This is a genomic window from Jatrophihabitans sp., from assembly GCF_036000465.1.
Taxonomy (GTDB): Bacteria; Actinomycetota; Actinomycetes; order Mycobacteriales; family Jatrophihabitantaceae; genus Jatrophihabitans.
Window position 1 is genome coordinate 287,769 of the sequence record NZ_DASYFV010000016.1, and the last position, 21,671, is coordinate 309,439.

Here is a 21,671-nt window from a genome sequence, read left to right on the forward strand (position 1 = left end):
GGTGCGGGCGTGATGGATGCGGCCGAACGACACCGGCGGCCGGGCCGGTCAGCCGCGCAGCAGCTGCTCCGAGAGCTCGGCGAGCGCCTTGCGGGCGTAGCCGGGCCAGAGCCGGCCGAGAGCGACGACACCGGGACGCGTCGCCTTCGACTTCGGGTGCAGCGTCCAGCGCCAGGTGACCTCGGTGCCGGTGCCGGCCGGGCCGAAGGCCCACTCGCCGTCGACGTGGTCGACGAGCGGGCCGAGGGCGCCGGTCACGTCGGTGATGCGGTAGGCGAACGAGGCCGGCGGGTCGACGCGCGTGAGCTCCTCACGCATGGTGCCGCCGCCCCTGAGCGCGATCGTGCGCGTCTGCCCGACCGTGGCCCATTCACCGACCTGGTCGCGCACTGCCTTGATGGGCGGGATGGGCCCGTGCCAGCGGCGGAACAGGTCGGTCAGCGGCATCGGCAGGGTGCGCCGGAAGGCCTCCTCGACGGACACCGGGATCGCGCGGGACTGTTCGACCTGGACGGGCTCCATCCCGTGAGGCTAGCCCGCGACGGCCACGCCGCGGATCGTCGGACGCACGCTGGGGAACGAGCGCGGCATGTGACCGTGCGTCACACCCACGAGATCGAGCGGCGAATCGGCGATCAGGGCCTCGATGCGCCGGTTCGGGTGGCATCCGGCCGCGATGTAGGTGTGCGGGATCGCGATGGCGTCCTGGAACGCGGCGAGCAGCCGGTTGTCGGGGGAGCGCACGTGCTCGAGGAACAGGTAGCGCCCGCCCGGCCGGAGCACCCGGGCGATCTCGCGCAACGCGAGCCGCGGCCGGGGGATCGTGCAGTGCACGAAGGCCGCCGTCACGGTGTCGAAGCTGTCGTCGTCGAACGGCAGTTCCTCGGCGCCGGTCCGGACGAGTTCCCACGAGCCGACCGGCGGCGGATCGGCCTGCAACGCCGCGCGCAGGTGGGCGAGCATGTGCGGGCTCGGCTCGGTGACGACGAGTTCGGTGACGGCAGCGGGGTAGTGCGGCAGGTTGTAGCCGTTGCCGGCGCCGAGTTCGAGCGTGCGTCCCCGGGCCTGCCCGATCAGTTCGGCCCGGGTCTCGCGTTGGCCCGCGTCCTCGGAGAGCCCGACCACCTTCGGGTACCACTTCGCGAACATCCGCTCGTTCAGGCCCCACGGGTCGCGCACGCACTCACTCCTCGAATCAGCGGGCCGGCGTGACCGGCCGTCCCTTCCATCGCAGTGTGCCGCGCGCGTGCTCGCGCAGCGACCGGAGGGTCAGGGCGCCGAAGGCGACGATCGAGACCGGGTGGGCGAGCGCGTCGGGGAACGCCCGGCCCCGCGTGCGTCTCGCGGCGACAACGCGCGAGGCCACCCCGGCGGCGTAGCCGAGCGCACCGATCCGCGATCCGCGCAGGGCGGCCAGGGGTGGCACCACGTAGGCCAGCGTCATCGTCGCCACGACGGCACCGGCGCCGACCGGCGAGCCGAACGCGGCCCAGAGCGATTTCGAGTAGCCGTCGCGCACCGCGGGCCAGCCGTCGTACATGCGGCAGGCCGCGAGCTCGGTGCCGTCGACCACGCCGCCATGACCGCCGGCCGCCTTGATCGCCCGCAGCAGCGCGAGGTCGTCGAGCACCTCGTCCCGTACTGCGCCGAACCCGCCGGCCCGCTCCAGCACCGATCGGCGCACCGCCAGGAACTGGCCGGTGGCCGCGCCGAGCGACGGCCGCGACGACCGCTCGGCCACCCGCAGCGGCAGCAGGGTGAGCCACGACCACGCGAGCAGCGGCTGGACGAGCCGCTCGGCCGGCGTCACGGTCACCTGGCGGGGAAACGGCGAGACGAGATCGAGACCGGTGTGCTGCAGCAGGCCGGCCGCGGCCCGCACCGCCCCGGGCCTGAGGTGCACGTCGGCGTCGACGAACACGAGGATCTCGCTCCCCGCGTCCGCAGCCGCGACGAGCTGCGCGCAGGCCCACGGCTTGCCGAGCCATCCGGCCGGCGGCGGCGAACCGCCGATCACCCGGGCGCCCGCCGCGGCGGCGACGGCTGCGGTGGCATCGCCCGAGCCGTCGTCGCACACGATCACCTCGGCGACACCGTCCTGACCGATCAGGTGACGGACGCACTCGTCGATGACGAGCGCCTCGTCGCGGGCAGGGACCAGCACCGAGATCGCGACGCCGGTGGCCGGTGCGCCGGGCCGCCGCAGCCGGCGCGCGTTGACCGCGGCGTGCACCGCGCCGGCGACGGCGAGCAGGGAGCCGACCGTCGTGAGCCGCCCGGTCATCGGACGAGTCGGCGGGCGAGGGGGACCGCGACGGCGCCCATGCCGACGGCGCCCCACGCCGCCGCGCCGCGCAGGTCGAGGAACGCGCCCAGCGCGAGGACCCAGCCGGCGAAGAGCCAGAGGTAGAGCGCGACCGGCACGCGGTCGTCGGCGTCGGTCGCGCCCGCCACCCGCTGGACGAGGGACGACATCACGAGCGCGACGGCGAGCCAGCCGGCGTAGTTGGTGAGCGGGACGTCGGGCACCCCGGGCAGGTGCGGCGACGGGTGCGCCCACCGCCAGCCGCCGGCGGCCACCAGTTGCGGGTCGAGGAACAGGTCGCACGCCGCGAGCGCCCAGGCGCCGATCAGCACGCGGGCCACGACGCCGCGTGCGAGCCGGTGCGCCGCGAGCGCGGCCGGCCACGCCAGCATCGTCCAGGCGAAGGCCACGACGACCGGGGTGTCCAACAGCATCGGGCCGAGCCGGTGCGAGTACGCGTAGTCGCCGAACGGGAAGCCGGTACGCACGCCGAGCACCTCGACGGCGAAGCCGGGTACCGCGGTGACGAGCAGGAGTCGGACGGCGGTCGCCCCGCCGCGGGTCACCGCGGCGTGCGCGACCGCGGTGGCGGCGAACACGAGCACGGTGACGACGGTCAGCCGGTCACGGGTCACGCCGGCGGTGAGCGGGTAGGCGATCTGCAGCGCGACGACGGCGACGGCGAGCGCGGCCGGGATCGGGAGGGTTCGGCGCAGGGTCAGCTCAGTGGCCATCGCGCAGCGGCAGCCGGGCCCCGAGCACGGCGAACGGGCGCGCGTCGCCGGGAAAGAGGTAGTTGCGGGCGAGGTCGACGAAGCCGGTGTCGCGGTAGAGCCGGAAGGCGCGGGTGTCGGTGTCGGGCGTCGACAGCAGCATGGCCGCGTGGGGGATGCCACCGGCCAGCGAGGTGAGCAACCGGCGGCCGATGCCGATGCCCTGATGGGTCGGCAGCACGTGCAGTTCGGAGAGCTCGAAGGCGTCGGTCATCCACTCGACGGCCTCCTCGCGGATGAGCGCGCGGCGCACGAGGTCGTGCCACCACTGGCCGGGCCGCGTCGTGTAGCCGTAGCCGAATCCGACCAGCGTGCCGTCCTCGTCGATCGCGACCCGGCAGGCGAAACCGTCGAGCGAGGTGTGCTTCCGCGCGCTGACCGCCCGCTGCGCCCCGGTGTGCTCGGGGTACTTCATCGCCTGCACGTAGATCGCCATCGCGTCGTCGAGGTGGCCGCCGAACTGGCGCCCGGTCCACGACTCGATGCGCGTACCGGTCATCGGCCGCCGACCCAGTGAGCGCATGACCTGATGGTGCCGCATGGCGGCCGGTCCACGAAGCGCAGGCTCACGCGACGTCCGCCGGTCGACCACCGGTCAGCCGGAGCAGCTCGTCGTAGGTGGTGGGGAAGACCGCGTGGGGGATGCCGCCGGCGGCCCACACCTGCGGGTAGTCGGCGAGGGCGGTGTCGACGACGGTACGCAGCGGGGTGGGGTGCGCGACCGGCGCGACGCCGCCGATGCGCTGACCCGTCGCGGCGTACACGAACTCGGGCGTCGCGCGGGAGAGCTTCGCCGTACCGACCAGCGCGGCCACCTTGGCGGTGTCGACGCGGTGGGCGCCACTGGTCATCACGAGCAGCGGCTCGTCCTCGGCGGTGGCGAAGACGAGCGAGTTGGCGATGGCGCCGACCTCGCAGCCGACGAGTTCGGCGGCGGCCGCCGCGGTCGGGGCCGCCGTCTCGAGGATGCGGACGCGCCCGCTCACCCCGGCGGCGGCGAGCACCGCGTCCACGGCGAGACAGTTGGGGTGCACGGGACGCAACCTATCGCGCCCGGCCGTAGGGAAGGGTTCACCCGCTCGGGCCGAAGCTCTCGATCCGGATGCGGCGGACGTCGACGCCGAGGCCGGCGAGCAGTTCGGTGGCTGCGCCGGTGAACCCGGTCGAGCCGCACACGAAGCACGTGCCGTCCTCGCCGACCAGGGGGGCGAGGTCGGTGGCGGCGATGCGCGCGGCGACCCGACCGTCGGGCGCGTCCTCGCGGGTCAGCACGATGCGGGCTCCGCCGGCGGCCAGCTCGTCGGCGTAGGGCAACTCGGCGCGGGTGCGGGCCGAGACGGCGAGCGACAGGAGATCGGTGCGCCCGACGTGGATGCCGTGGCGCAGCATCGACACGATCGGGACGACGCCCGATCCGCCGGCCACGCCGAGCATCGGTGCCCCGGCCGTCCAGACGAACCAGCCGCCGAGCGGGCCGCGGATCTCCAACTCGTCGCCGACCTCGACCACATCGGCCAGGAAGCTCGACACCTCGCCGTCGTCGAGGCGTTCGATCCAGAACTCGAGCAGCGGGTCGTCGGGGGAGGACGCGACCGAGTAGGACCGCTGGGCGGTGTAGCCGTCCTCGGCGGTCAGCTTGATGACGTAGTGCTGTCCCGGCCAGTGGTCGACGCGGTCGGGTACCTCGAGGCGCAGGATCACCGCGTTCGGCGGACGGCTGATCTCGCGTACGACAGCGCGGCGCCACCCGCCCGACGGCGCCTTGCGGGTGCCGCGCCGGATGTCGGTGTCAGTCACCTCGGTCAGTCGCCTTGGTAGCGCTGCTCGAGCCACGGGTCCCCGAGGTCGTGGTAGCCGTTGCGCTCCCAGAACCCCTGCTCGTCGTGATCGCGTAGCGAGATGCGGGTGACCCACTTCGCGCTCTTCCAGAAGTACAGGCGCGGGACGAGCAGCCGAACCGGTCCGCCGTGCTCACGGCTGAGCGGCTTGCCCTCGTGCGACCAGACGATCCAGGCCCGGCCGTCACGGAGCTCCTCGAGCGGCAGGTTGGTCGTGTAGCCCGTCGTGGACGTGACGAAGACGTGCGTCGCCTCGCTCTGCGGTTGCACGGCGTCGAGCAGCAGGTCGAGGGAGACGCCGCCGAAGCTGGTGTCGAACTTCGACCACGTCGTCACGCAGTGGATGTCGCCGCGGTACTCCGACTGCGGCAGCGCGTGCAGGTCGGCCCACGTCCAGGTGTGCTCGTGCTCGACGAGCCCGTCGATCGTGAGCGTCCAGAGATCGGGGTCGAGCCGCGGCGTCGCCTCCGCGGTGAGTACCGGGAAGTCGCGTCCGACGTCGTACTGACCCGGTGGCAGCTTCACGCCGTCCGGCGGCCGGCGCTTGCCGACGAAACCCCGAGTTGCCATCAGCGGACCGTCGCCATCAGTGCAGGCCGCACTCGACCTTGTTGCTGCCCGACCAGCGCCCGGCCCGCGCGTCCTCGCCCGGGGCGATGCGGCGCGTGCATGGCGCGCAGCCGACCGAGCCGTAGCCGTCGAACAGCAACGGGTTCACCAGGATGCCGTTCTCGCTCATGTAGATGTCGACGTCGTCCTGGTTCCAGGCCGCGATCGGGTTGAGCTTCACCATCGACCGCTGGTCGTCCCACTCGACGACCTTCACGTCCTTGCGGGTGGACGCCTCGTCGCGTCGCAGCCCGGAGGCCCAGGCGGTGTAGTCCCTCAGCGCCTTGCGCAGCGGCATGACCTTGCGCAGCGCGCAGCACTGGTCGGGGTTGCGTTCGTAGAGGCGGGCGCCGAACGAGGCGTCCTGCTCGGCGACGGTCTGCCGCGGCTCGATCGTCTTGATGGTGACCGGCAGGGTCGCGGCGACGGCGTCGCGCGTGCCGATCGTCTCGGCGAAGTGATACCCGGTGTCGAGGAAGAGGATGTCGACCCCGGGCCGCACCTTCGCGGCGAGGCTCGGCAGCACCGCGTCGGCCATGGACGACGCGACCGCCCACGACGAGCCGAACTGCCCGTCGGCCCAGCCGAGGATCTCCAGCGCCGACGCGCCCTCGAGGTCGCGCCCCGCCCGCTCGGCGAGGTCGCGCAATTCTTCCCGCGTGCTCAGAGCAACCATGCTTCGTCCGCACGCGACACGTAGGCCGCGAACGGCTCGCCTCCTTCACGACGTTCGAGGTAACCGCGCAGCACCCGCTCGATGTAGTCGGGCGCTTCGTCTGCTGCCACCTTCAAACCCCGGAACTTGCGACCGAATTCCGCCTCGGTGCCCATCTGCCCGCCGAGGTGGACCTGGAAGGATTCCTGGTAGGAGCCGTCGCCATCCTTCACGACCATCCCCTTGAAGCCGATGTCGGCGACCTGGAAACGGGCGCACGAGTTGGGGCAGCCATTGACGTTGATCGTCAGCGGCGTGTCGAAGTCGGGAAAGCGTCGCTCCAGCTCCGCGCGGATCGTCTCGGCCCGACCCTTGGTCTCGATCAGGGCGAGCTTGCAGAACTCGATGCCGGTGCAGGCGATGGTGCCGCGCCGGAACGCCGAGGGACGCACCGAGAAGCCGAGCGCGTCGATCTCGGCGACGGCGGCTTCGGTATCGGCCGGGGCGACGTCCAGCACGACGATGCCCTGCTGGGCGGTCAGCCGCACGCGGCCGCCGTCGGCGTGCTTGCCGTGCTTGTCGGCGACGGCGGCGAGCTCGCGCAGTGCCGTGCCCGAGGTACGGCCGGCCTTGGTCGTGGCGCCGATGGCGACGAGGCCGTCGACCTGCTCCTCGACCCCGATGTGGTCGCGGTGGGTCGGCGACGTCTCCGGCGCCGGGCCGTCGGGCAGGGCCCGCTTCAGGTACTCCTGCTCGAGGACCTCGCGGAACTTCTCGGTGCCCCAGTCGGCGACGAGGAACTTCAGCCGGGCGTGGTTGCGCGAGCGGCGGTAGCCGTAGTCGCGGAAGATCGAGACGACGCCGACCCACACGTCACTGACCTCGTCGGGGCGGACGAACACCCCGAGGCGCTGGGCGAACATCGGGTTGGTCGACAGCCCGCCGCCGACCCAGACGTCGAAGCCGGGCGTGCCGTCCGCGCCGATGACGCCGACGAAGGACACGTCGTTGATCTCGTGGTTCGTGCAGTGCCGCGCGCAGCCCGAGATGGCGGTCTTGAACTTGCGGGGCAGGTTCGAGAAGGCCGGGTCGCCCAGGTACTTGTCGACGGTCTCGCGCAGCGCCGGGCCGGCGTCGAGGACGGCGTCGTGGGCGACACCTTCGAGCGGGCACCCGAGCATCACGCGGGGGCAGTCGCCGCAGGCCTCGGTGGTCGACAGGCCGACGGCCTCGAGCCGCCGCCAGATCTCCGGGACGTCCTCGACCCGGATCCAGTGCAGCTGCACGTTCTGCCGGTCGCTGACGTCGGCGACGTCGCGCCCGAACTCGGTGGCGATGTCGGCGATGACCCGCAGCTGCTCGCTCGACAGCGTGCCGCCGTCGATGCGGACGCGGAGCATGAAGTACTCGTCCTCGAGCTCCTCCGGCTCCAGCGTCGCGGTCTGGCCGCCGGGGATGCCCTGGCGCCGCTGGGTGTAGAGGCCGAACCACCGGAAGCGTCCGCGGAGGTCACCCGGGTCGATGCCGGCGAACCCGGTGTGGGCGTAGATGTTCTCGATGCGGGCGCGGACGTTGAGCGGGTCGTCGTCGCGCTTGCTGCGCTCGTTGGGGTTGAGCGGTTCGCGGTAGCCGAGAGCCCACTGGCCCTGGCCTTTGGGGGCACGGCGGGGGCGGGGCGGCTGAGTCGGTCGCGCAGACATGCGCGAGTCCCTTCGATCGGCGGTGTGAGCGGCAGGAGACGGCGAGGCCGTCGACGGCTCAACAGGCCGCGGTAACCACTCGCAGGAGGTCGATGTGGCGGCGCGAGGTGAGCATCATCGCTTCGGGCGCCATGACGCGATGGTCCCACATCCGCGCACGGTGCCGCACGCCACGCGGTCGATGTCACGCCGCGCCCCGGATGTCGCCGGTCGAGCCGGGACAATGGGCCCGTGACCGACACCGGCTTCCCCCTGCTGCTCGACCTGTCCGGCCGCCGTGCCGTCGTCGTCGGCGGGGGAGCGGTGGCGACCCGGCGCGTGCGCGCCCTTGTCGCGGCGGGAGCCGACGTGCTGGTCGTCGCGCCGGAAGTCAGCGACGAGCTGCGGACGGCGCCGGTCCGGGTCCAGCGGCGCCCCTTCTCCGCGTCCGATCTCGACGGCGCCTGGCTGGCCCTGGCCTGCACCGACGACCCGGCCGTCAACGAGGCGGTCGCCGTCGCCGCCCTCGAGCGGCGGATCTTCTGCGTGCGCGCCGACGCCGCCCGCGAAGGCTCGGCCCGCACCCCGGCCGTCGCCCGCCACGACGGGATCACCGTCGCGGTGAACGGCGGCGACGATCCGCGCCGCGCGACCGCCCTGCGCGACGCGATCGCGGCCGGGCTCGACACCGGGGACCTGCCGACGCGGCGGGTCCGGCCGACCGGGTCCGCAGGCTCGGTCGCGCTGGTCGGCGGCGGGCCGGGCGACCCGGGGCTGATCACCGTGCAGGGCCGCCGCCTCGTCGCGCAGGCGGACGTCGTCGTGGTCGACCGGCTCGCCCCACGCGGCCTGCTCGAGGGGCTGGGCGACGACGTCGAGATCATCGACTGCGGGAAATCGGCCCACCGGCACAACCTGTCCCAGGCCGAGATCAACGAGGTGCTGGTCGAGCGGGCCCGGGCCGGCAAGCGGGTGGTGCGGCTCAAGGGCGGCGACCCGTTCATCTTCGGCCGCGGCGGGGAGGAGTTGCTCGCCTGCACCGCGGCCGGGGTCGCCGTCACCGTCGTCCCGGGAATCAGCTCGGCCCTGGCCGGGCCGGCGCTCGCCGGCATCCCGCTCACCCACCGCGGCGTCGCGGCCGACTTCACCGTCGTCTCCGGCCACCTGGACCCCGGCCGTGCGGCCGATCAGGGCATCGACTGGCCCGGCCTCGCCACGCACGCCGGCACCCTCGTGCTGCTGATGGCGATGGACCGCCTCGACCTGATCAGCGCCGCGCTCATCGAGCACGGCCGCGCTGGTGACACCCCGGCCGCCGTGGTGCATCGCGCCACGACGCCGGAGCAGCGGGTCGTACGGGCGACGCTGGCCGACATCGCCGACGCGGCCCGCCGCGCCGGCGTGGGCGCCCCCGCGGTGGTCGTGATCGGTGAGGTCGTCGGCGTGCTGAGCTGATCGCTCAGCCCGACCTGCAGCCGGCCACGTCGGCCGGGAGGGAGTCGACGACGGTCTCGGAATCCATCACGGTGATCGTCGCGTTGCCGGTCAGGTCGGTCGCGGTCGGCGTCGGCGCGACGCTGGCGTCGTACCCCGTCGATGCGTACGGCGGGACGGGTCCGGGCGTCGAGCCGGTGCGCTCCTCGAGCAGCTGGTAGGTCGAGGCGTCGAAGTACAGCGAGTCCAGCTCGCCCGGCCGATCCTTGCCCTCGACGAAATCGGCCCGGACGGCGGCGCGGCCGCGGAAGTCGACCACGTCGGGATGGACCGTCACGCGGGCGCTGTGGCTGAGCATGCCGGCCAGGGCGGCGCGCAGCTGCGAGGTCGCCAGCCCGTCGGCGGCGCGGAGCATGTCGCCGACCGCGAGGAAGACGGCCTCGTCGCGCGACGACGAGCCGCTGACGTGCGTGCGGAAGTAGCCGAGCAGCGCGGACGGGTCCGTCGGCAGGGCCGCGACGAAGGCCTGGCTCGGCGAGTCGAACGTGGCCGGTGCGCTGAACGGGAAGTGATAGCACTTGTCTGCTGCACCGGGGGTAGTCCGCCTGCTCCACACCTGGCCGGTCGGGGCGATCCAGTCCTGGCTCGTCCCCGTGACCAGCGGGTCGTGCCCGGGCGTGAGCTTGTACGAGGTGACGGTCCGATGCGAGTACCGGCCCGGACCGACGAGCGGGGTGTCGCGGTACGACGGTGCCTGGTAGACGGGTCCGGCGGGCTGGGCGTGGTCGTCGCCGGAGCCCGTCGTTGCGTAGACGATGCCGCCGATCAGGGCCACCACCGCGGCGACGGCCGCGAGCGGGGCGATCAGCGTGCGGGTCCGCCGGGCCGGGCGGAAGTGCATCCGGGCGACCGGCGCTGCGAGGACCCGGGACCGCGCCTCGTCGCGGGCGCGGGCATCCCACTCGTCCAGCACCGAGGTCGGCGTCGGGCGGTAGGCGGCGAGGCGGCCGATCGGGTCGGCGGCGTCGTGCACGTCGAGGTCGTGGTGCATGTCAGCTCTCCTTCCGGCCGCCGACGCGTTCGGCGCCGGTGCGGGTCGGGGTGGACGAGGTGGGTGGGGTGTCGTCGAGCGCGCGGGCCAGACGCTGCCGGGCGCGGGAGAGGCGCACCTCGAAGGCCCGCTTGGAGCAGCCGGCGACGGTGGCGGCGTCGCGGTTGGACAGCGCGTCCCACGCGACGAGGAGGACGGCCTCTCGCTCGAGGTCGCTCAGCGCGGCGACGGCGGTGATGAGGAGATCCCGCTCGATGACCGTGTGATCGGCCCCGTCGGCCGGCCCGGCGATCCGGGCCAGAGTGGCCGCGACGTCGACGAGCGCATCGGTCCGTCGCTCGTGCCGGCGCAGATTGGCGATGGTGTTGCGCGCAACGACGAGCAACCACGGCAGCGGCTCGGCCGGCACCTCCGACCAGCGTCGCCAGGCCACCAGGAAGGTGTCGGCCACGACGTCCTGCGCGTCGGTGGCCGAGCACTGTCGCCGGGCGTAGGCGAACACGCGGGGGGAGAGCTGGTCGAACGCGGTCGAGAACTCCTGACGGCACTCGGACGGTGATCGCACCTCGTAGTGTCCGGCCGGCCCGCGATCTCACAGCTGGTCCCGCATGATTCCCGCGGAAACTGTCAGACCCCTCGGGCAGGGTCCTGATCAGGTCGGGCGGAACGGCGCTGGTGCATTCGCCCACCTGTGCTAATATCGAACGAGAGTTCGAAACCGAGTCCGACGCAACCGATGTGTGACCCAACCGATGGGATCAGGGGGATCGATGACCACCATGACGCAGACGCCGTCACGCGGCTCGGCGCTGGCTCTGCTGTCGCACGCGCGCACCGTCCTGCTCGAGGCATCGCGCACCACCGACCCGGGCGAGCGGTTCTGCCTCGCCCACATCTCGGCGCTGCGCACCGCTGCCGCGGTGTCGGCCGACCGCGGCCGTCCGGCCAGCGTGCGCCGCCGCCTGATGAGCGTCTGGGTACTCCTCGAACGGGTCGCTCCCGAGTACGCCGAGTGGGCGCAGTACTTCGCGGCCGGTGCGCCGATCCGCTCGGCCGTCGAGGCCGGCGCCGTGTCGGCCGTATCGGCCCGCACCGCTGATGACCAGCTCCGCGCCGCCGTCGAATTCCTGTCCATCGTCGAAGGCTCGCTCGGGCTACTGGCCGCCTGAGCGACGCGTGCGCGGCGAATGGTCAGCACAGTCGTGCTCGCCGACCCTGCGGGGGCAATCGGTCGGCGAGTGCCGTGGGGTGGTGCGGATCCGTCTGGGGGACGGGTCCGCACCACGAACGGCCGGCGTGGCCGAGCCGCTCGGCTCGGCGCCGAACGGTGTCGGCCCGCCCGACTAGGGTGAGATCCGTGCAGACCGAACTCGGCCGTGAGCGCTCCGGCACCGGTCGGTTGGCGCTCATGGCGCGCCTGCTCACCGGGGCATTGGCCTCGGTGTCCACCCCCGGTCGGGCGCCGACAGTCCTCGACTGCGGCGGCGGCAGCGGGGCGTATGCCGTGCCGCTGGCCGCGTCCGGCGCCGACGTCACCGTGGTCGACATCAGCGCCGACGCGCTCGCCACCCTGCGCCGCCGGGCCGATGAGACCGGCGTCTCCGCGTCGGTCCACGCCGTCAACGGCGACGTCGAGCGTCTCGCCGACCACATCTCCGACCAGTTCGACCTCGTCCTGGCGCACGGCATCCTCGATGCCGTCGACGCCGTCGAGGAGACGTTCGCCGCCATGGCCGGTGCGGTGCGACCCGGCGGGCTGATCAGCGTCCTGGTCGCCAACCCGTTCGCCTCCGTCATGGCTCGGGCGCTGGCCGGCGAACCGGCCCTCGCCCTGCAGGAACTGCGCGATCTCGACGCCGGGGTCGGCCCCGGCATCGGCCCGGACACCGTCGACCGGCTGTGCCGCGCAGCCGGGCTCACCGTCGAGTCGCGGCACGGCATCGGCGTCTTCTCCGACCTCGTGCCGGGCGCGTCCCTCGACGCCCCCGGTGCCCGCGAGGCGCTCGCCCGGCTCGACACCGAGGCCGCCGACCGTCCCCCCTTCGCCGACCTCGCCGGCCGCATCCACCTGCTCGTGCGCCGGCCAGCGAGCTGACCCCCGAGGGCCACCGTGGGGCGTAGCGCCGATCTGCCGCGGACTGCGGGCCGGTGGGACGGCGACGACACCGGCTGCACGATGCTGCACGTCGACATGGACGCGTTCTTCGCCAGCGTCGAGACGAAGAAGTATCCCGACCTGCGGGGCCGCCCCGTCGTCGTCGGCGGCGGGCACCGGGGCGTGGTGGCCGCGGCCTCGTACGAGGCCCGCCGCTACGGCGTGCGCAGCGCGATGTCGATGAGTCACGCGCTGCGGCTCTGCCCGCGCGCGATCGTGCTGCCGCCCGACCGCGCCGCCTACCAGGAGGCCTCGGCCCAGGTGATGGCGATCCTGCGCGATGTCACGCCGCTGGTCGAACCGCTGTCCCTCGACGAGGCATTCCTCGATGTCGCCGGCGCGGTGCGCCTGCACGGCCGGCCCGGTGCGATCGCCGCGACGATCCGGGCGACGGTCAGCGAGCGGTTGCAGCTCACCTGCTCGGTCGGCGTCGCCCCGACCAAGTTCGTCGCCAAGCTCGCCTCCGCGCGCTGCAAGCCCGACGGCATGCTGGTCGTGCCGGCGGCCCGGGTGCTCGAGTTCCTGCACCCGCTGCCGGTCACCGCGCTGTGGGGCGTCGGCGCCCGCACCGCCGAGCCGCTGCACCGGCTCGGCGTGCGCAGCGTCGGCGATCTCGCCGCCACGCCCATCGACACCCTGCGGCGGGCGGTGGGCTCCGCCGGCGCCGAGCACCTGTCGGCGCTGGCGAACGGTCTGGATCCGCGTCGGGTGCAGCCGCACGAGGTCGAGAAGTCCATCAGCTCCGACCGCACTCTCGACACCGATCTCACCCACGAGACCGACGTGCGGCGCGAGTTGCTGCGGGCGGCCGAGGACGTGGGGTCGCGGGTCCGCAGTCGCCGCTTCGCCGCCCGCACCATCGGCATCAAGATCCGCTACGCCGACTTCCGGACGGTCACCCGGGTGCGCACGCTGCCGCACTGGACCGACTCCACGCCGGAGATCTTCGAGACCGCGGTCGAGCTCTATCGCAGCCTTGATCTCGACCAGCCGCGGATCCGCCTCGTCGGGGTCAAGTGCGAGGGCCTGCGCGAGGCCGGCGAGGTCGCCGAACAGCTCGCCCTCGATCTGAGCAACAGCGATGAATCGCGAGGGAGCGCCGACCGGCCCGGCCGGCGCGAATCGGTCGAGCGGCCGCCGTCGTCGCCGCCACGACCGGCCGCGGATCAAGCCATCGATGCCGCGCGGGCCCGCTTCGGCGCAGCCGCCGTGACGCCCGGTTCGCTGCTGCGGTCACCGGCCCCGCGAGCCGATCGGCCGGCCCCGGGCCCGGCCCAGCGCGAGCGTTGACGGATTGGCCCCAAATTTCTCACCCACCCCCGGGATTGACCGGGCTCGTAACTTTCGATCCGGCGAAACGGCTCGTATGCTCGACGGTGTAGCCGACAGGTTGGTTGGTTACGCTGTCAGCAACCACACGATGACGCAGACGACCGATCGGTCGTCGCGACGAAGGAGGGCCCGGTGCCGCTCTCCGAACACGAGCAGAAACTCCTCGACGAGATCGAGCAGGCTCTGTACGCGGAGGATCCCAAGTTCGCCGCGTCGGTGCGCTCGGCGCGTACCCGCTCGCGCACGCGCCGGTCGGTCACCGTCTGCGCGCTCGGTGTCATCGTCGGTCTCGCACTCGTCCTCGTCGGCCTGGTTGCCCAGGTGATCGCGCTCAGCGTGGTCGGCTTCGTGCTCGTCGTCGGGGCCTGCGGCTACGCCGCCCAGGTTCTGCGCGGTCGCGATCGCACCGACGTCACGCCGGCGGCCGCCAGCGCTGCCCGCCACCCGCGTCCGGCTGGGTTGCGCACCCGCATGGAGGATCGCCTCCGCCGTCGCTTCGACGAGAACTGACCAGCAACACTGCCGTGAGGGCCGGACGAGACATCGTCCGGCCCTTTCTTCGTTGCGGCGCCTGACCTCGCGCCCGTACCTCGGCTCAGCGGCGGCGCCGGCCGACCCCACGGATCCGCGAGCGGGTCCAGCCCAGCGAGGCCGGCCAGAGCATCGCCCGAAGTCGATCGCGCCCGCTCCGCATCGCCCGGAGCTCGCCGGTGACCCCGCGCAGGCCCACGGTGAGATCAGCCGTCGTCGTCGTCGTGCCGGCCGGGGCGAAGCGGGCGTGCTCGACCGCGGATGCGAGCTCCCGGAGCCGTCCGGCGGATTCGGGCAGGTCACGGGCCAGCCAGGATGCCACCTGCCGGGGCGAGCGGGCGGGCGACCACACGTAGCCGAGGTCGGTGGCCGTGTCGGAGAGCTCGGCCCACAGCGCGTCCGTGTCGCCGTCGCGCCGGGCGAGGGCATAGCGGTGCTGTCGACGCCGCCAGCGGATCGACGCCGGCATCGCGGCGAGCAGGACGAGCACCAGCAGGGGCACGACGATCCAACCGGCGTTCAGGCCCTGATCGGGCGAGGTCAGGGCCTTCGGTGCCCCCGTGGCGTTGTCGGTCTCGCGGGTCTGGATGTTTCGGCTCGGGACAGCGCCCCCGCTCGACGAGCGCGTACTCGGCACGGCGGCGGAGGCCGAGGGTGACACGTGCGGCGCCTGCGGCAGGTCGTTCCGCAGACCACCGGTGATGCCGACGATCGGGGTGGGGTCGAAGGGGATCCAGCCGATGCCGGAGAAGTGCGCCTCGACCCAGGAGTGCGCGTCGGCGGTGGTGATGGTGAAGTTGCCGTTGGAGTCGGGCACGGGGTGCATGTAGCCGAGCACGACCCGCGCCGGCACGCCGGCCGCCCGCAGCATGATGGCCATGGCGGCGGCGTACTGCTGGCAGTACCCTCGCCGGTTCTGCAGGAAGTCGACGAGGTCGCTGCCCGAGTCGCCGGCCTTGGTCGTCAGATCGTAGGTGAAGTTGTTGCTGGGGTCGGCGAAGAAGTCGCTGATCGCCCGGGCCCGGCCGTAGGGGCTGTCGATGCCCTTCACGATGCTCTGCACGAGTTGCCGCGCGCCGGCCGGGAAGTTGGAGGGCACGGCGAGCTGGTCGCTGATCGTGCGGTCGACGATGTCGGGCGCAGCCTGCAGGGCGTCGAGGCTCGGGGCCGGCTGGTCGAACTGCTCGGAGATCTGCTGGCCCCGCGACACGGTGGTGCCGAGCAGCAGCTGGTCCTTCGGGTTCCAGGTCGTGCCCTCGCTGACGTTGTTGAGCGCTCGCGGCACTGCGAAGACCGGCGCGTTGCCGGTCATGCCACGGATCGTGATCCGCGCCAGCATGCGCACCGAATCGGTGCCCTCGTCGGCCGGCTCGGTTTCGAACGCGGTCTGGTCGACGGGCTCGGTGGCGCCGTGGGACTCGGCCGACCAGCCCGACGAGTCGTACTTCGACAGCACGTTCACGCGCAGGTAGAACGGCTGGGTCGAACCGGCGGGCCGGTCGACATGGACGTCGACCAGGTTGATCCTCTGGCTGCGGTCGAGCTGGCCCTTCAGCGCGGCGAACGGGCTGATCGAGCCGCCGCCACTGCCGCCGAAGCCCCCGATGCCCCCGCCGCCGCCGTGGAACGCGTTCGCGATGAAGTTGCGTGGCTGCCCCGGCACGAGCAGGGGCAGCACGATCGCGGCCACGATCGCGACCGCGCCGATGCGCTGGGTCGAGACCACGATGGCGCGACCCGCGCGCGGGCCGCCCGGGGCCCGCAGCCGGCGGCCCCAGCGCTCGAGGTCGCCGGCGGCGTCGAGGGATAGCAGGATCAGGTAGCCCGCGGCCGCGAAGGCGAACCAGACCCAGTGGACCGGCTTGCGCGGCACCGCGCCGGCCACCGTGTAGACGACGAGCAGCGGGACGCCGGCCAGCGCGCCGCGCCGGCCGACGACCGCGACGAGGTCGATGAGTGCGGCGAGCAGGCCGAGCAGGGCGCACACGACCAGGCGCACGGCCACGGTGGTGTGGATGGGGGCGATCTCGCTGCGGGTGGTGTGGTGCAGATCGGTCAGCAGCAGCGTGACGTCGTGCCAGGTGGCGCGGTTCGGGACCATCCCGAACCAGGCGTGCGTCGGCACGAAGCGGACGGTCAGCCACGGGACGAGCAGCACGATGCCGGGCCACACGTCGAGCGCCGTGGGGGAGCGGCGCAGGCGCAGCAGCAGGGCGGGCCCGATGACGATGGCCATGCTGACCCAGGCATCGAGCAGCCAGCCGTTGTCGCGGAACAGCGCCTTCAACGGCACCATGCCGATGGCCCCGGCGGTGAGGGCCAGGACCGTGCGGCGCGAGTCGAGGTGCGGGACCGGGCGAGCTGCGGTGGCGGTCATCGGCGCACCGCCCCCAGGACGGTGGTGGGGGCAAAGCCGGCGAGCAGCAGCTGCCAGGCATCGGCGGTGGACATGCCCTGGTGCACGACAGCCACCCGCCAGCCGGCGTTGCGCAGGACGGCCGCCGACGCCTCGGCCGTCGATTCGTCGCGTCCGGTGCCGTTCCGGTCGTGGCCGCCGGCCCAGGTCGGCGTGTCGAGCAGCAGGGCGAACGCCGGCGACGACCGGCCCCGGGGGTGGGAGTCGGCCAGCAGGCGCAGCGCCGGCGCGTGCAGCTTGCCGAGCACCGCGAACAGCGCGGAGTCGCGCGCCGCCGAGCGGATCACCGGCGCGAGCGGGGTCAGGTCGTTGTTCGCGCCCTCGCGGACCGTCGCGAGGTGAGCGGCCAGGTGGGTCGGGTCGCCGAACCGCATCCGCTCCGCACGGGACGGGTCGGCGATGAGACCGACGTCGCGCCCGCTGCGGATCGCGCGCACCCCGATGCTGGCGGCGGCACTCACCGCCCATTCCAGGCTGCTGGACTGGCGCGGGTCGGGGCCGTTCCGCTCCGGGTCCGCGGCCGCCGTGTGCGCGATCGCCCGCAGGTCGAGCAGCACGGTGGTCTGCGCCCGCCAGGGACGTTCCTCCTGGCGCACCATGAGCGCGCCGGTGCGGGCCGAGGACCGCCAGTGGATCTTGCGCAGGTCGTCGCCGGTGCGGTACTCGCGGGTGGAGGCGTCGTCGGCGCCGTGCGTGCCGATGGAGTGGCTGCCGCCGCTGTCGCCGAGATCGTCGGAGCGGGGCGGGTCGACCGGCGGCAGCAGGTCGACCACCGGCGCCACCACGAACTCGCTGGTGGCGGTGAAGGACCGGGTGAGGTCGATCATGCGGAACGGATCGCTCAGCCGGATGCGCAGCGGCCCGGCCCGGTAACGGCCGCGTCCCAGCGTGGGCAGCCGGTAGGACACGGTGCGGACCTCGTGACTGCTCAGCGAGTCGAGGACGAAACGGGCCCGACCGGAGAGCCGTTCGGGGAGCTGGTCCTCGAGCATGAGCGCGCCGGTCGGCAGCACCGACCGGTTGGTGATCGTGAGGTGGACCGTGACCGACTGGCCCGCCACGGCCTGCACCGGCTCGACGCTGCGGCGGTTCGCCACCCGTACCCGCGAGCGATGAACGACGACGGCGGCGGCGAGCGGGATCGCCGCCGCCAGTACGCCGGCCCGCACGAGATCGGTCTCGCCGAGCAGCACCCCGCACAGCACGGCGGTGACGCCGGCCGCGAGCAGGCAGCTGGCGCGAGTGGTGAACCCGATCCGCCGCTTCGCCACGGCTCAGCGGCTTCCGTGACCGGCAGCCGACGGGATCGGCGTCGCGTGGGCGATGCGGCCGAGCAGGTCGGCCGTGGTGCGACCGGACACGTGCGCCTCGGCGGTGAGCAGCAGCCGGTGGCCGAGGACGGGGGAGAGCAGGTACTGCAGGTCGTCCGGGATCACGTACTCGCGGCCGGTGAGGGCGGCCCAGGCCTTGGCCGCGCGCAGCAGCTGGAGGGTCGCGCGCGGCGACGCACCGAGGCGGACCTCGCTGGCCCGCCGGGTCGCTTCGGCGAGATCGACGGCGTAGGCCTTGATCGCGTCGGACACGAACACCTGCCGGACCGCGCCGATCAGGGACCGGATCTCGGTGGCGTCGGAGACCGGGCGCAGGCCCTCGAGCGGGTCGAGGGCGGCGTGCTCGCTGAGCATCGCGATCTCGGCGCCGCGGTCGGGGTAGCCCATCGAGATGCGCGCGGTGAAGCGGTCGCGCTGGGCCTCGGGCAGCGGGTAGGTGCCCTCCATGTCGATCGGGTTCTGCGTGGCCAGCACCATGAAGGGCGCCTCGAGGGTGTAGGTGACGCCGTCGACGGTGACCTGGCGCTCCTCCATGCACTCGAGCAGGGCGGCCTGGGTCTTGGGCGAGGCCCGGTTGATCTCGTCGCCGACCACGATGTTCGCGAACACCGGACCGGGCTTGAACTCGAAGTCGCGCTCCTCGGAGTTGTAGACGCTGACGCCGGTGATGTCGCTGGGCAGCAGGTCGGGCGTGAACTGCACGCGGCGCACCGAGCAGTCGATCGAGCGGGCGAGCGCCTTCGCGTACTTCGTCTTGCCGACGCCCGGGACGTCCTCGATGAGCAGGTGCCCCTCGGCGAGCAGGACGGCCAGGCCGAGCAGGACAGCGGTGTGCTTGCCCTCGATCACCTGCTCGATGTTCGCCGCGATGCGGGCGCCGGCCTCGCGGACGGCGGACAACTCCGCTACCCGGGGCGGCTGGTCGGCGCCGGCGTGACGGGCCACGGGGTGGAGGTCGTCATGGAGGTCATCCACGTATGCGTCCTTCGCAGTTCGGCGCGCAGGGTGTTGCGCAACACATCGAGTATGCCGACCCGAAGCGGCGACGGCATCCAGATCAGATCACGGACGTCCGACCGCGCGTAGGAACAAAATGATCACGACATCCGGTGTGGCGCGCGTGAAATGTGCATTGACCGGGGCGCCATGTGGGTTAGAGTGGGGACCGGTGGGGAGAGTAGGTGCCAATCGGCGCCGATCGGACCCAACGAGTGGCGCGGAGGTGAGTGCCGGTGTTCCTCGGCACCCACACGCCGCGCCTCGACGACAAGGGCCGCCTGGCGTTGCCGGCGCGGTTCCGACCGGAGCTGGAGGGAGGGCTCGTGATCTGCAAGGGCCAGGACCGCTGCCTCTACGTCTTCCCGGTCACCGAGTTCGGCCGCGTCACCGACGCCCTCCGCACCGCCCCGGTCACCGACCGGAAGGTGCGCGACTACAGCCGGGTGCTGTTCGCCAGCGCCTCGAACGAGACCCCCGACGGCCAGGGCCGGATCACCGTCCCGCCCACGCTGCGCCAGTACGCCGGGCTCGCCAAGGACTGCGTCGTCATCGGCGCGAACACCCGCATCGAGGTCTGGGACGCCGCCGCCTGGCAGGAGTACCTGGATACCGCGGAGCCCGCCTTCGCCGACATCGCCGAGGAGGTCCTGCCCGGCGTCCTCTAGCCCGATCGCTGTGTCCCTTCGTCGTGCCGAACGTTGCGTCCGGCCTCCTCCCGTCCGCCTCCTGACGTCACTTCCCCGGCGCCAGGCGGGACGGGCGGGGACCCGAAGCAACGTCCACCCACCGGATTCCCCCCACCGCTCCCCACCAGCGGACGCACCACCCGACCACCCCCCACGCGAGAGAGCAGTGCTGATGGACCACCCGGACGACGCCCCCGCCGCGGCCGACACCGCGTCGGCCGAGCACGTCCCGGTCCTGCTCGACCGCGTCCTCGCGCTGCTCGCCCCGGCGCTCGCGGATCGGCCGGCCGTCGCCGTCGACGCGACGCTGGGGCTGGGCGGGCACGCCGAGGCGCTGCTCGCGGCGCACCCGCAGCTCACCCTCGTCGGCCTCGATCGTGACCAGGCCGCCCTTGCCCGCTCGCGCGACCGCCTCGCGCCGTACGCGGGCCGCATCCACCTCGTCCACGCCGTCTACGACCGGATGCCGGAGGTGCTGGACGAACTCGGCATCGGCGGTGTCGACGGTGTGCTGTTCGACCTCGGGGTGTCGTCGATGCAACTGGACGTCGCCGCCCGCGGGTTCGCCTACGCGCAGGACGCCCCGCTGGACATGCGGATGGACCAGTCGTCGGGCATCACCGCCGAGGACGTCGTGAACGAGTACCCCGTGCCGCAGCTCGCCCGAATCCTGCGCGAGTACGGCGAGGAGCGGTTCGCGCTGCGCATCGCCCAGGCCATCGAGCGCGAGCGCCGCCGGGCCCCGTTGCGCTCGACCGCGCAGCTCGCCGAACTGGTGCGCGAGGCCATCCCGGCCGCGACCCGGCGCCGCGGCGGCCACCCGGCCAAGCGCACCTTCCAGGCCCTCCGCATCGAGGTCAACGGCGAGCTGGACGCCGTGCGGGGCGCCGTACCCGCCGCCCTCGACGCGCTCACCGTCGGCGGACGCATCGTCTCGCTCGCCTATCACTCCCTGGAGGACCGCATCGTCAAGCACGCCTTCGCCGCCCTCGCCACCGACACCACGCCCCCCGGCCTCCCGGTGACGCTGCCGGGCAGCGGGCCGCAGCTGAAGCTGCTCAACCGCGGGGCCGAACCGGCCAGCGCGGCCGAGATCGACGCGAACGCGCGGGCCGCCTCGGTGAAGCTGCGGGCCGCCGAGCGCATCCGGGCCGCCGTATGACCGGGCGGAGCGCGGCGCCGAAGCGGGCGCCCCGCGTGCCGTTCGCGCTGCTCGTCACCGGTCTCGTCGTCGGGGGACTCGCGCTGCTGCTGGCGCTCAACACCGCCTCGGCCGCCAACGAGCTGCGCCGCCACGACCTCGCCACCCAGGACGCCGCGGTGTCGGCGCAGGTGCAGCAGCTGCAGATCGACGTCGCGGCCAGCGCCGCGCCGGGCAACCTGGCCGCGGTGGCCACCCAGCTCGGCATGGTGCCGGCCGGTCACCCGGCCTTCCTGGTGATCGGGGCCGACGGCACGGTGCGCCTGATGGGCCGGCCGAAGGCGGTCTCGGCCGCGCCGGTGCCGATCCCGCCCGCGCCGCACCATCCGAAGAAGCCGAAGAAGGCGGCCGCGCCGAGCCCGACCTCCACGTCCACGCCGGGTGCGTCGCCCACGAAGCCGGCCGCCTCGAAGTCGGCCGCGCCGAATTCGAGGGCATCGCGGACGACCGCGAAGCGCTCGGCCGCGGCTCTGCCCGCCCCGCCGACGCCGACCCCCACCCCTGTCGTCACGCTGCCGGGAGGAGCCCGATGACCGACCGCCGGCAACCGCCACCCCGTTCCGCCGTTCCACCGCGCGCGGGCGCGCCGAGGCAGGCCCCGCGCGCGGGCGCGCCGAGGCAGGCCCCGCCGGCCGCTCGGCGCTTCGGGCCGCCGCCCACGCACGCGCCCCGCGCG

24 protein-coding genes are annotated in these 21,671 nt (G+C 73.3%); 8 read left to right on the plus strand and 16 right to left on the minus strand.

Features of this window, described 5'->3' with window-relative positions:
* Positions 1 to 48 precede the first annotated feature (48 nt).
* Genes VGN18_RS07190 through VGN18_RS21190 form a run of 11 tightly spaced genes read right to left on the minus strand, consistent with a single transcriptional unit; the run spans position 49 to position 8,031 of the window.
* Positions 49 to 522 (minus strand): SRPBCC family protein, encoded by a 474-nt coding sequence (locus VGN18_RS07190; RefSeq protein WP_327538979.1) that lies wholly within the window; start codon positions 520 to 522, stop codon positions 49 to 51.
* Between the two features lie 9 nt (positions 523 to 531).
* Positions 532 to 1,179 carry a class I SAM-dependent methyltransferase gene (locus VGN18_RS07195; protein ID WP_327538980.1) on the minus strand — a complete coding sequence of 216 codons (648 nt, stop codon included), beginning with the start codon at positions 1,177 to 1,179 and terminating at the stop codon, positions 532 to 534.
* Positions 1,180 to 1,195: 16 nt separating this feature from the next.
* A complete protein-coding gene (locus VGN18_RS07200) occupies positions 1,196 to 2,284 on the minus strand; it encodes a glycosyltransferase (protein WP_327538981.1) in 1,089 nt (362 codons plus the stop codon).
* Positions 2,281 to 3,039 (minus strand): carotenoid biosynthesis protein, encoded by a 759-nt coding sequence (locus VGN18_RS07205; protein WP_327538982.1) that lies wholly within the window; start codon positions 3,037 to 3,039, stop codon positions 2,281 to 2,283. The genes VGN18_RS07200 and VGN18_RS07205 overlap by 4 nt, the downstream gene beginning before the upstream one ends.
* Positions 3,029 to 3,601, minus strand: a complete 573-nt coding sequence (locus VGN18_RS07210; protein ID WP_327538983.1) for a GNAT family N-acetyltransferase — start codon at positions 3,599 to 3,601, stop codon at positions 3,029 to 3,031. Before VGN18_RS07210 ends, VGN18_RS07205 begins: the two co-directional genes overlap by 11 nt.
* A gap of 43 nt (positions 3,602 to 3,644) precedes the next feature.
* Positions 3,645 to 4,112 carry a YbaK/EbsC family protein gene (locus tag VGN18_RS07215; protein ID WP_327538984.1) on the minus strand — a complete coding sequence of 156 codons (468 nt, stop codon included), beginning with the start codon at positions 4,110 to 4,112 and terminating at the stop codon, positions 3,645 to 3,647.
* 37 nt (positions 4,113 to 4,149) lie between these two features.
* Positions 4,150 to 4,875: an FAD-binding oxidoreductase gene (locus VGN18_RS07220; RefSeq protein ID WP_327538985.1), complete on the minus strand. Its 726-nt coding sequence runs from the start codon at positions 4,873 to 4,875 to the stop codon at positions 4,150 to 4,152.
* Positions 4,876 to 4,880: 5 nt separating this feature from the next.
* The gene (locus tag VGN18_RS07225; RefSeq protein WP_327538986.1) at positions 4,881 to 5,486 is read right to left on the minus strand and encodes a sulfite oxidase-like oxidoreductase; all 606 of its coding nucleotides are present in this window, start codon (positions 5,484 to 5,486) and stop codon (positions 4,881 to 4,883) included.
* A 16-nt stretch (positions 5,487 to 5,502) separates the two neighbouring features.
* A complete protein-coding gene (locus VGN18_RS07230; RefSeq protein WP_327538987.1) occupies positions 5,503 to 6,201 on the minus strand; it encodes a phosphoadenylyl-sulfate reductase in 699 nt (232 codons plus the stop codon).
* Positions 6,189 to 7,880, minus strand: a complete 1,692-nt coding sequence (locus tag VGN18_RS07235; protein ID WP_327538988.1) for a nitrite/sulfite reductase — start codon at positions 7,878 to 7,880, stop codon at positions 6,189 to 6,191. The genes VGN18_RS07230 and VGN18_RS07235 overlap by 13 nt, the downstream gene beginning before the upstream one ends.
* Positions 7,881 to 7,938: 58 nt before the next feature.
* The gene (locus VGN18_RS21190; protein WP_414655020.1) at positions 7,939 to 8,031 is read right to left on the minus strand and encodes a putative leader peptide; all 93 of its coding nucleotides are present in this window, start codon (positions 8,029 to 8,031) and stop codon (positions 7,939 to 7,941) included.
* 80 nt (positions 8,032 to 8,111) lie between these two features.
* On the opposite strand from VGN18_RS21190, the gene cobA reads away from it, so the two are divergent.
* A complete protein-coding gene (gene cobA, locus VGN18_RS07240; RefSeq protein WP_327538989.1) occupies positions 8,112 to 9,314 on the plus strand; it encodes a uroporphyrinogen-III C-methyltransferase in 1,203 nt (400 codons plus the stop codon).
* 4 nt (positions 9,315 to 9,318) lie between these two features.
* Here the strand turns inward: cobA and VGN18_RS07245 are convergent, their stop codons facing one another.
* Both VGN18_RS07245 and VGN18_RS07250 read right to left on the minus strand, forming a co-directional pair.
* Complete coding sequence (locus VGN18_RS07245; RefSeq protein ID WP_327538990.1) at positions 9,319 to 10,344, minus strand: hypothetical protein; 1,026 nt, start codon at positions 10,342 to 10,344, stop codon at positions 9,319 to 9,321.
* A 1-nt stretch (position 10,345) separates the two neighbouring features.
* The gene (locus VGN18_RS07250; RefSeq protein ID WP_327538991.1) at positions 10,346 to 10,909 is read right to left on the minus strand and encodes an RNA polymerase sigma factor; all 564 of its coding nucleotides are present in this window, start codon (positions 10,907 to 10,909) and stop codon (positions 10,346 to 10,348) included.
* A gap of 205 nt (positions 10,910 to 11,114) precedes the next feature.
* On the opposite strand from VGN18_RS07250, the gene VGN18_RS07255 reads away from it, so the two are divergent.
* The 4 genes from VGN18_RS07255 to VGN18_RS07270 all read left to right on the plus strand — a co-directional run bounded on the left by VGN18_RS07255 (position 11,115) and on the right by VGN18_RS07270 (position 14,341).
* Positions 11,115 to 11,513, plus strand: a complete 399-nt coding sequence (locus VGN18_RS07255; RefSeq protein ID WP_327538992.1) for an SAV_6107 family HEPN domain-containing protein — start codon at positions 11,115 to 11,117, stop codon at positions 11,511 to 11,513.
* Between the two features lie 188 nt (positions 11,514 to 11,701).
* Positions 11,702 to 12,439: a methyltransferase domain-containing protein gene (locus tag VGN18_RS07260; RefSeq protein WP_327538993.1), complete on the plus strand. Its 738-nt coding sequence runs from the start codon at positions 11,702 to 11,704 to the stop codon at positions 12,437 to 12,439.
* Between the two features lie 15 nt (positions 12,440 to 12,454).
* On the plus strand, positions 12,455 to 13,789 hold the full coding sequence (gene dinB / locus VGN18_RS07265; protein WP_327538994.1) for a DNA polymerase IV: 1,335 nt from the start codon (positions 12,455 to 12,457) through the stop codon (positions 13,787 to 13,789).
* A 174-nt stretch (positions 13,790 to 13,963) separates the two neighbouring features.
* Positions 13,964 to 14,341: a DUF3040 domain-containing protein gene (locus tag VGN18_RS07270; protein ID WP_327538995.1), complete on the plus strand. Its 378-nt coding sequence runs from the start codon at positions 13,964 to 13,966 to the stop codon at positions 14,339 to 14,341.
* An 85-nt stretch (positions 14,342 to 14,426) separates the two neighbouring features.
* Here the strand turns inward: VGN18_RS07270 and VGN18_RS07275 are convergent, their stop codons facing one another.
* From VGN18_RS07275 to VGN18_RS07285, 3 genes are read right to left on the minus strand one after another with little or no spacing between them, the layout of a single operon-like run.
* Positions 14,427 to 16,739 (minus strand): DUF3488 and transglutaminase-like domain-containing protein, encoded by a 2,313-nt coding sequence (locus VGN18_RS07275; RefSeq protein ID WP_327538996.1) that lies wholly within the window; start codon positions 16,737 to 16,739, stop codon positions 14,427 to 14,429.
* Entirely contained in the window at positions 16,736 to 18,049 is a 1,314-nt protein-coding gene (locus VGN18_RS07280; protein WP_327538997.1) for a DUF58 domain-containing protein, read from the minus strand. Before VGN18_RS07280 ends, VGN18_RS07275 begins: the two co-directional genes overlap by 4 nt.
* Before the next feature lie 3 nt (positions 18,050 to 18,052).
* The gene (locus VGN18_RS07285; RefSeq protein WP_349259851.1) at positions 18,053 to 19,009 is read right to left on the minus strand and encodes an AAA family ATPase; all 957 of its coding nucleotides are present in this window, start codon (positions 19,007 to 19,009) and stop codon (positions 18,053 to 18,055) included.
* Between the two features lie 332 nt (positions 19,010 to 19,341).
* On the opposite strand from VGN18_RS07285, the gene mraZ reads away from it, so the two are divergent.
* The 3 genes from mraZ to VGN18_RS07300 all read left to right on the plus strand — a co-directional run bounded on the left by mraZ (position 19,342) and on the right by VGN18_RS07300 (position 21,528).
* On the plus strand, positions 19,342 to 19,773 hold the full coding sequence (gene mraZ / locus VGN18_RS07290) for a division/cell wall cluster transcriptional repressor MraZ (protein WP_327538999.1): 432 nt from the start codon (positions 19,342 to 19,344) through the stop codon (positions 19,771 to 19,773).
* Between the two features lie 193 nt (positions 19,774 to 19,966).
* Positions 19,967 to 20,956, plus strand: a complete 990-nt coding sequence (rsmH, locus tag VGN18_RS07295; protein WP_327539000.1) for a 16S rRNA (cytosine(1402)-N(4))-methyltransferase RsmH — start codon at positions 19,967 to 19,969, stop codon at positions 20,954 to 20,956.
* The gene (locus tag VGN18_RS07300; RefSeq protein WP_327539001.1) at positions 20,953 to 21,528 is read left to right on the plus strand and encodes a hypothetical protein; all 576 of its coding nucleotides are present in this window, start codon (positions 20,953 to 20,955) and stop codon (positions 21,526 to 21,528) included. The genes rsmH and VGN18_RS07300 overlap by 4 nt, the downstream gene beginning before the upstream one ends.
* Positions 21,529 to 21,671 lie beyond the last annotated feature (143 nt).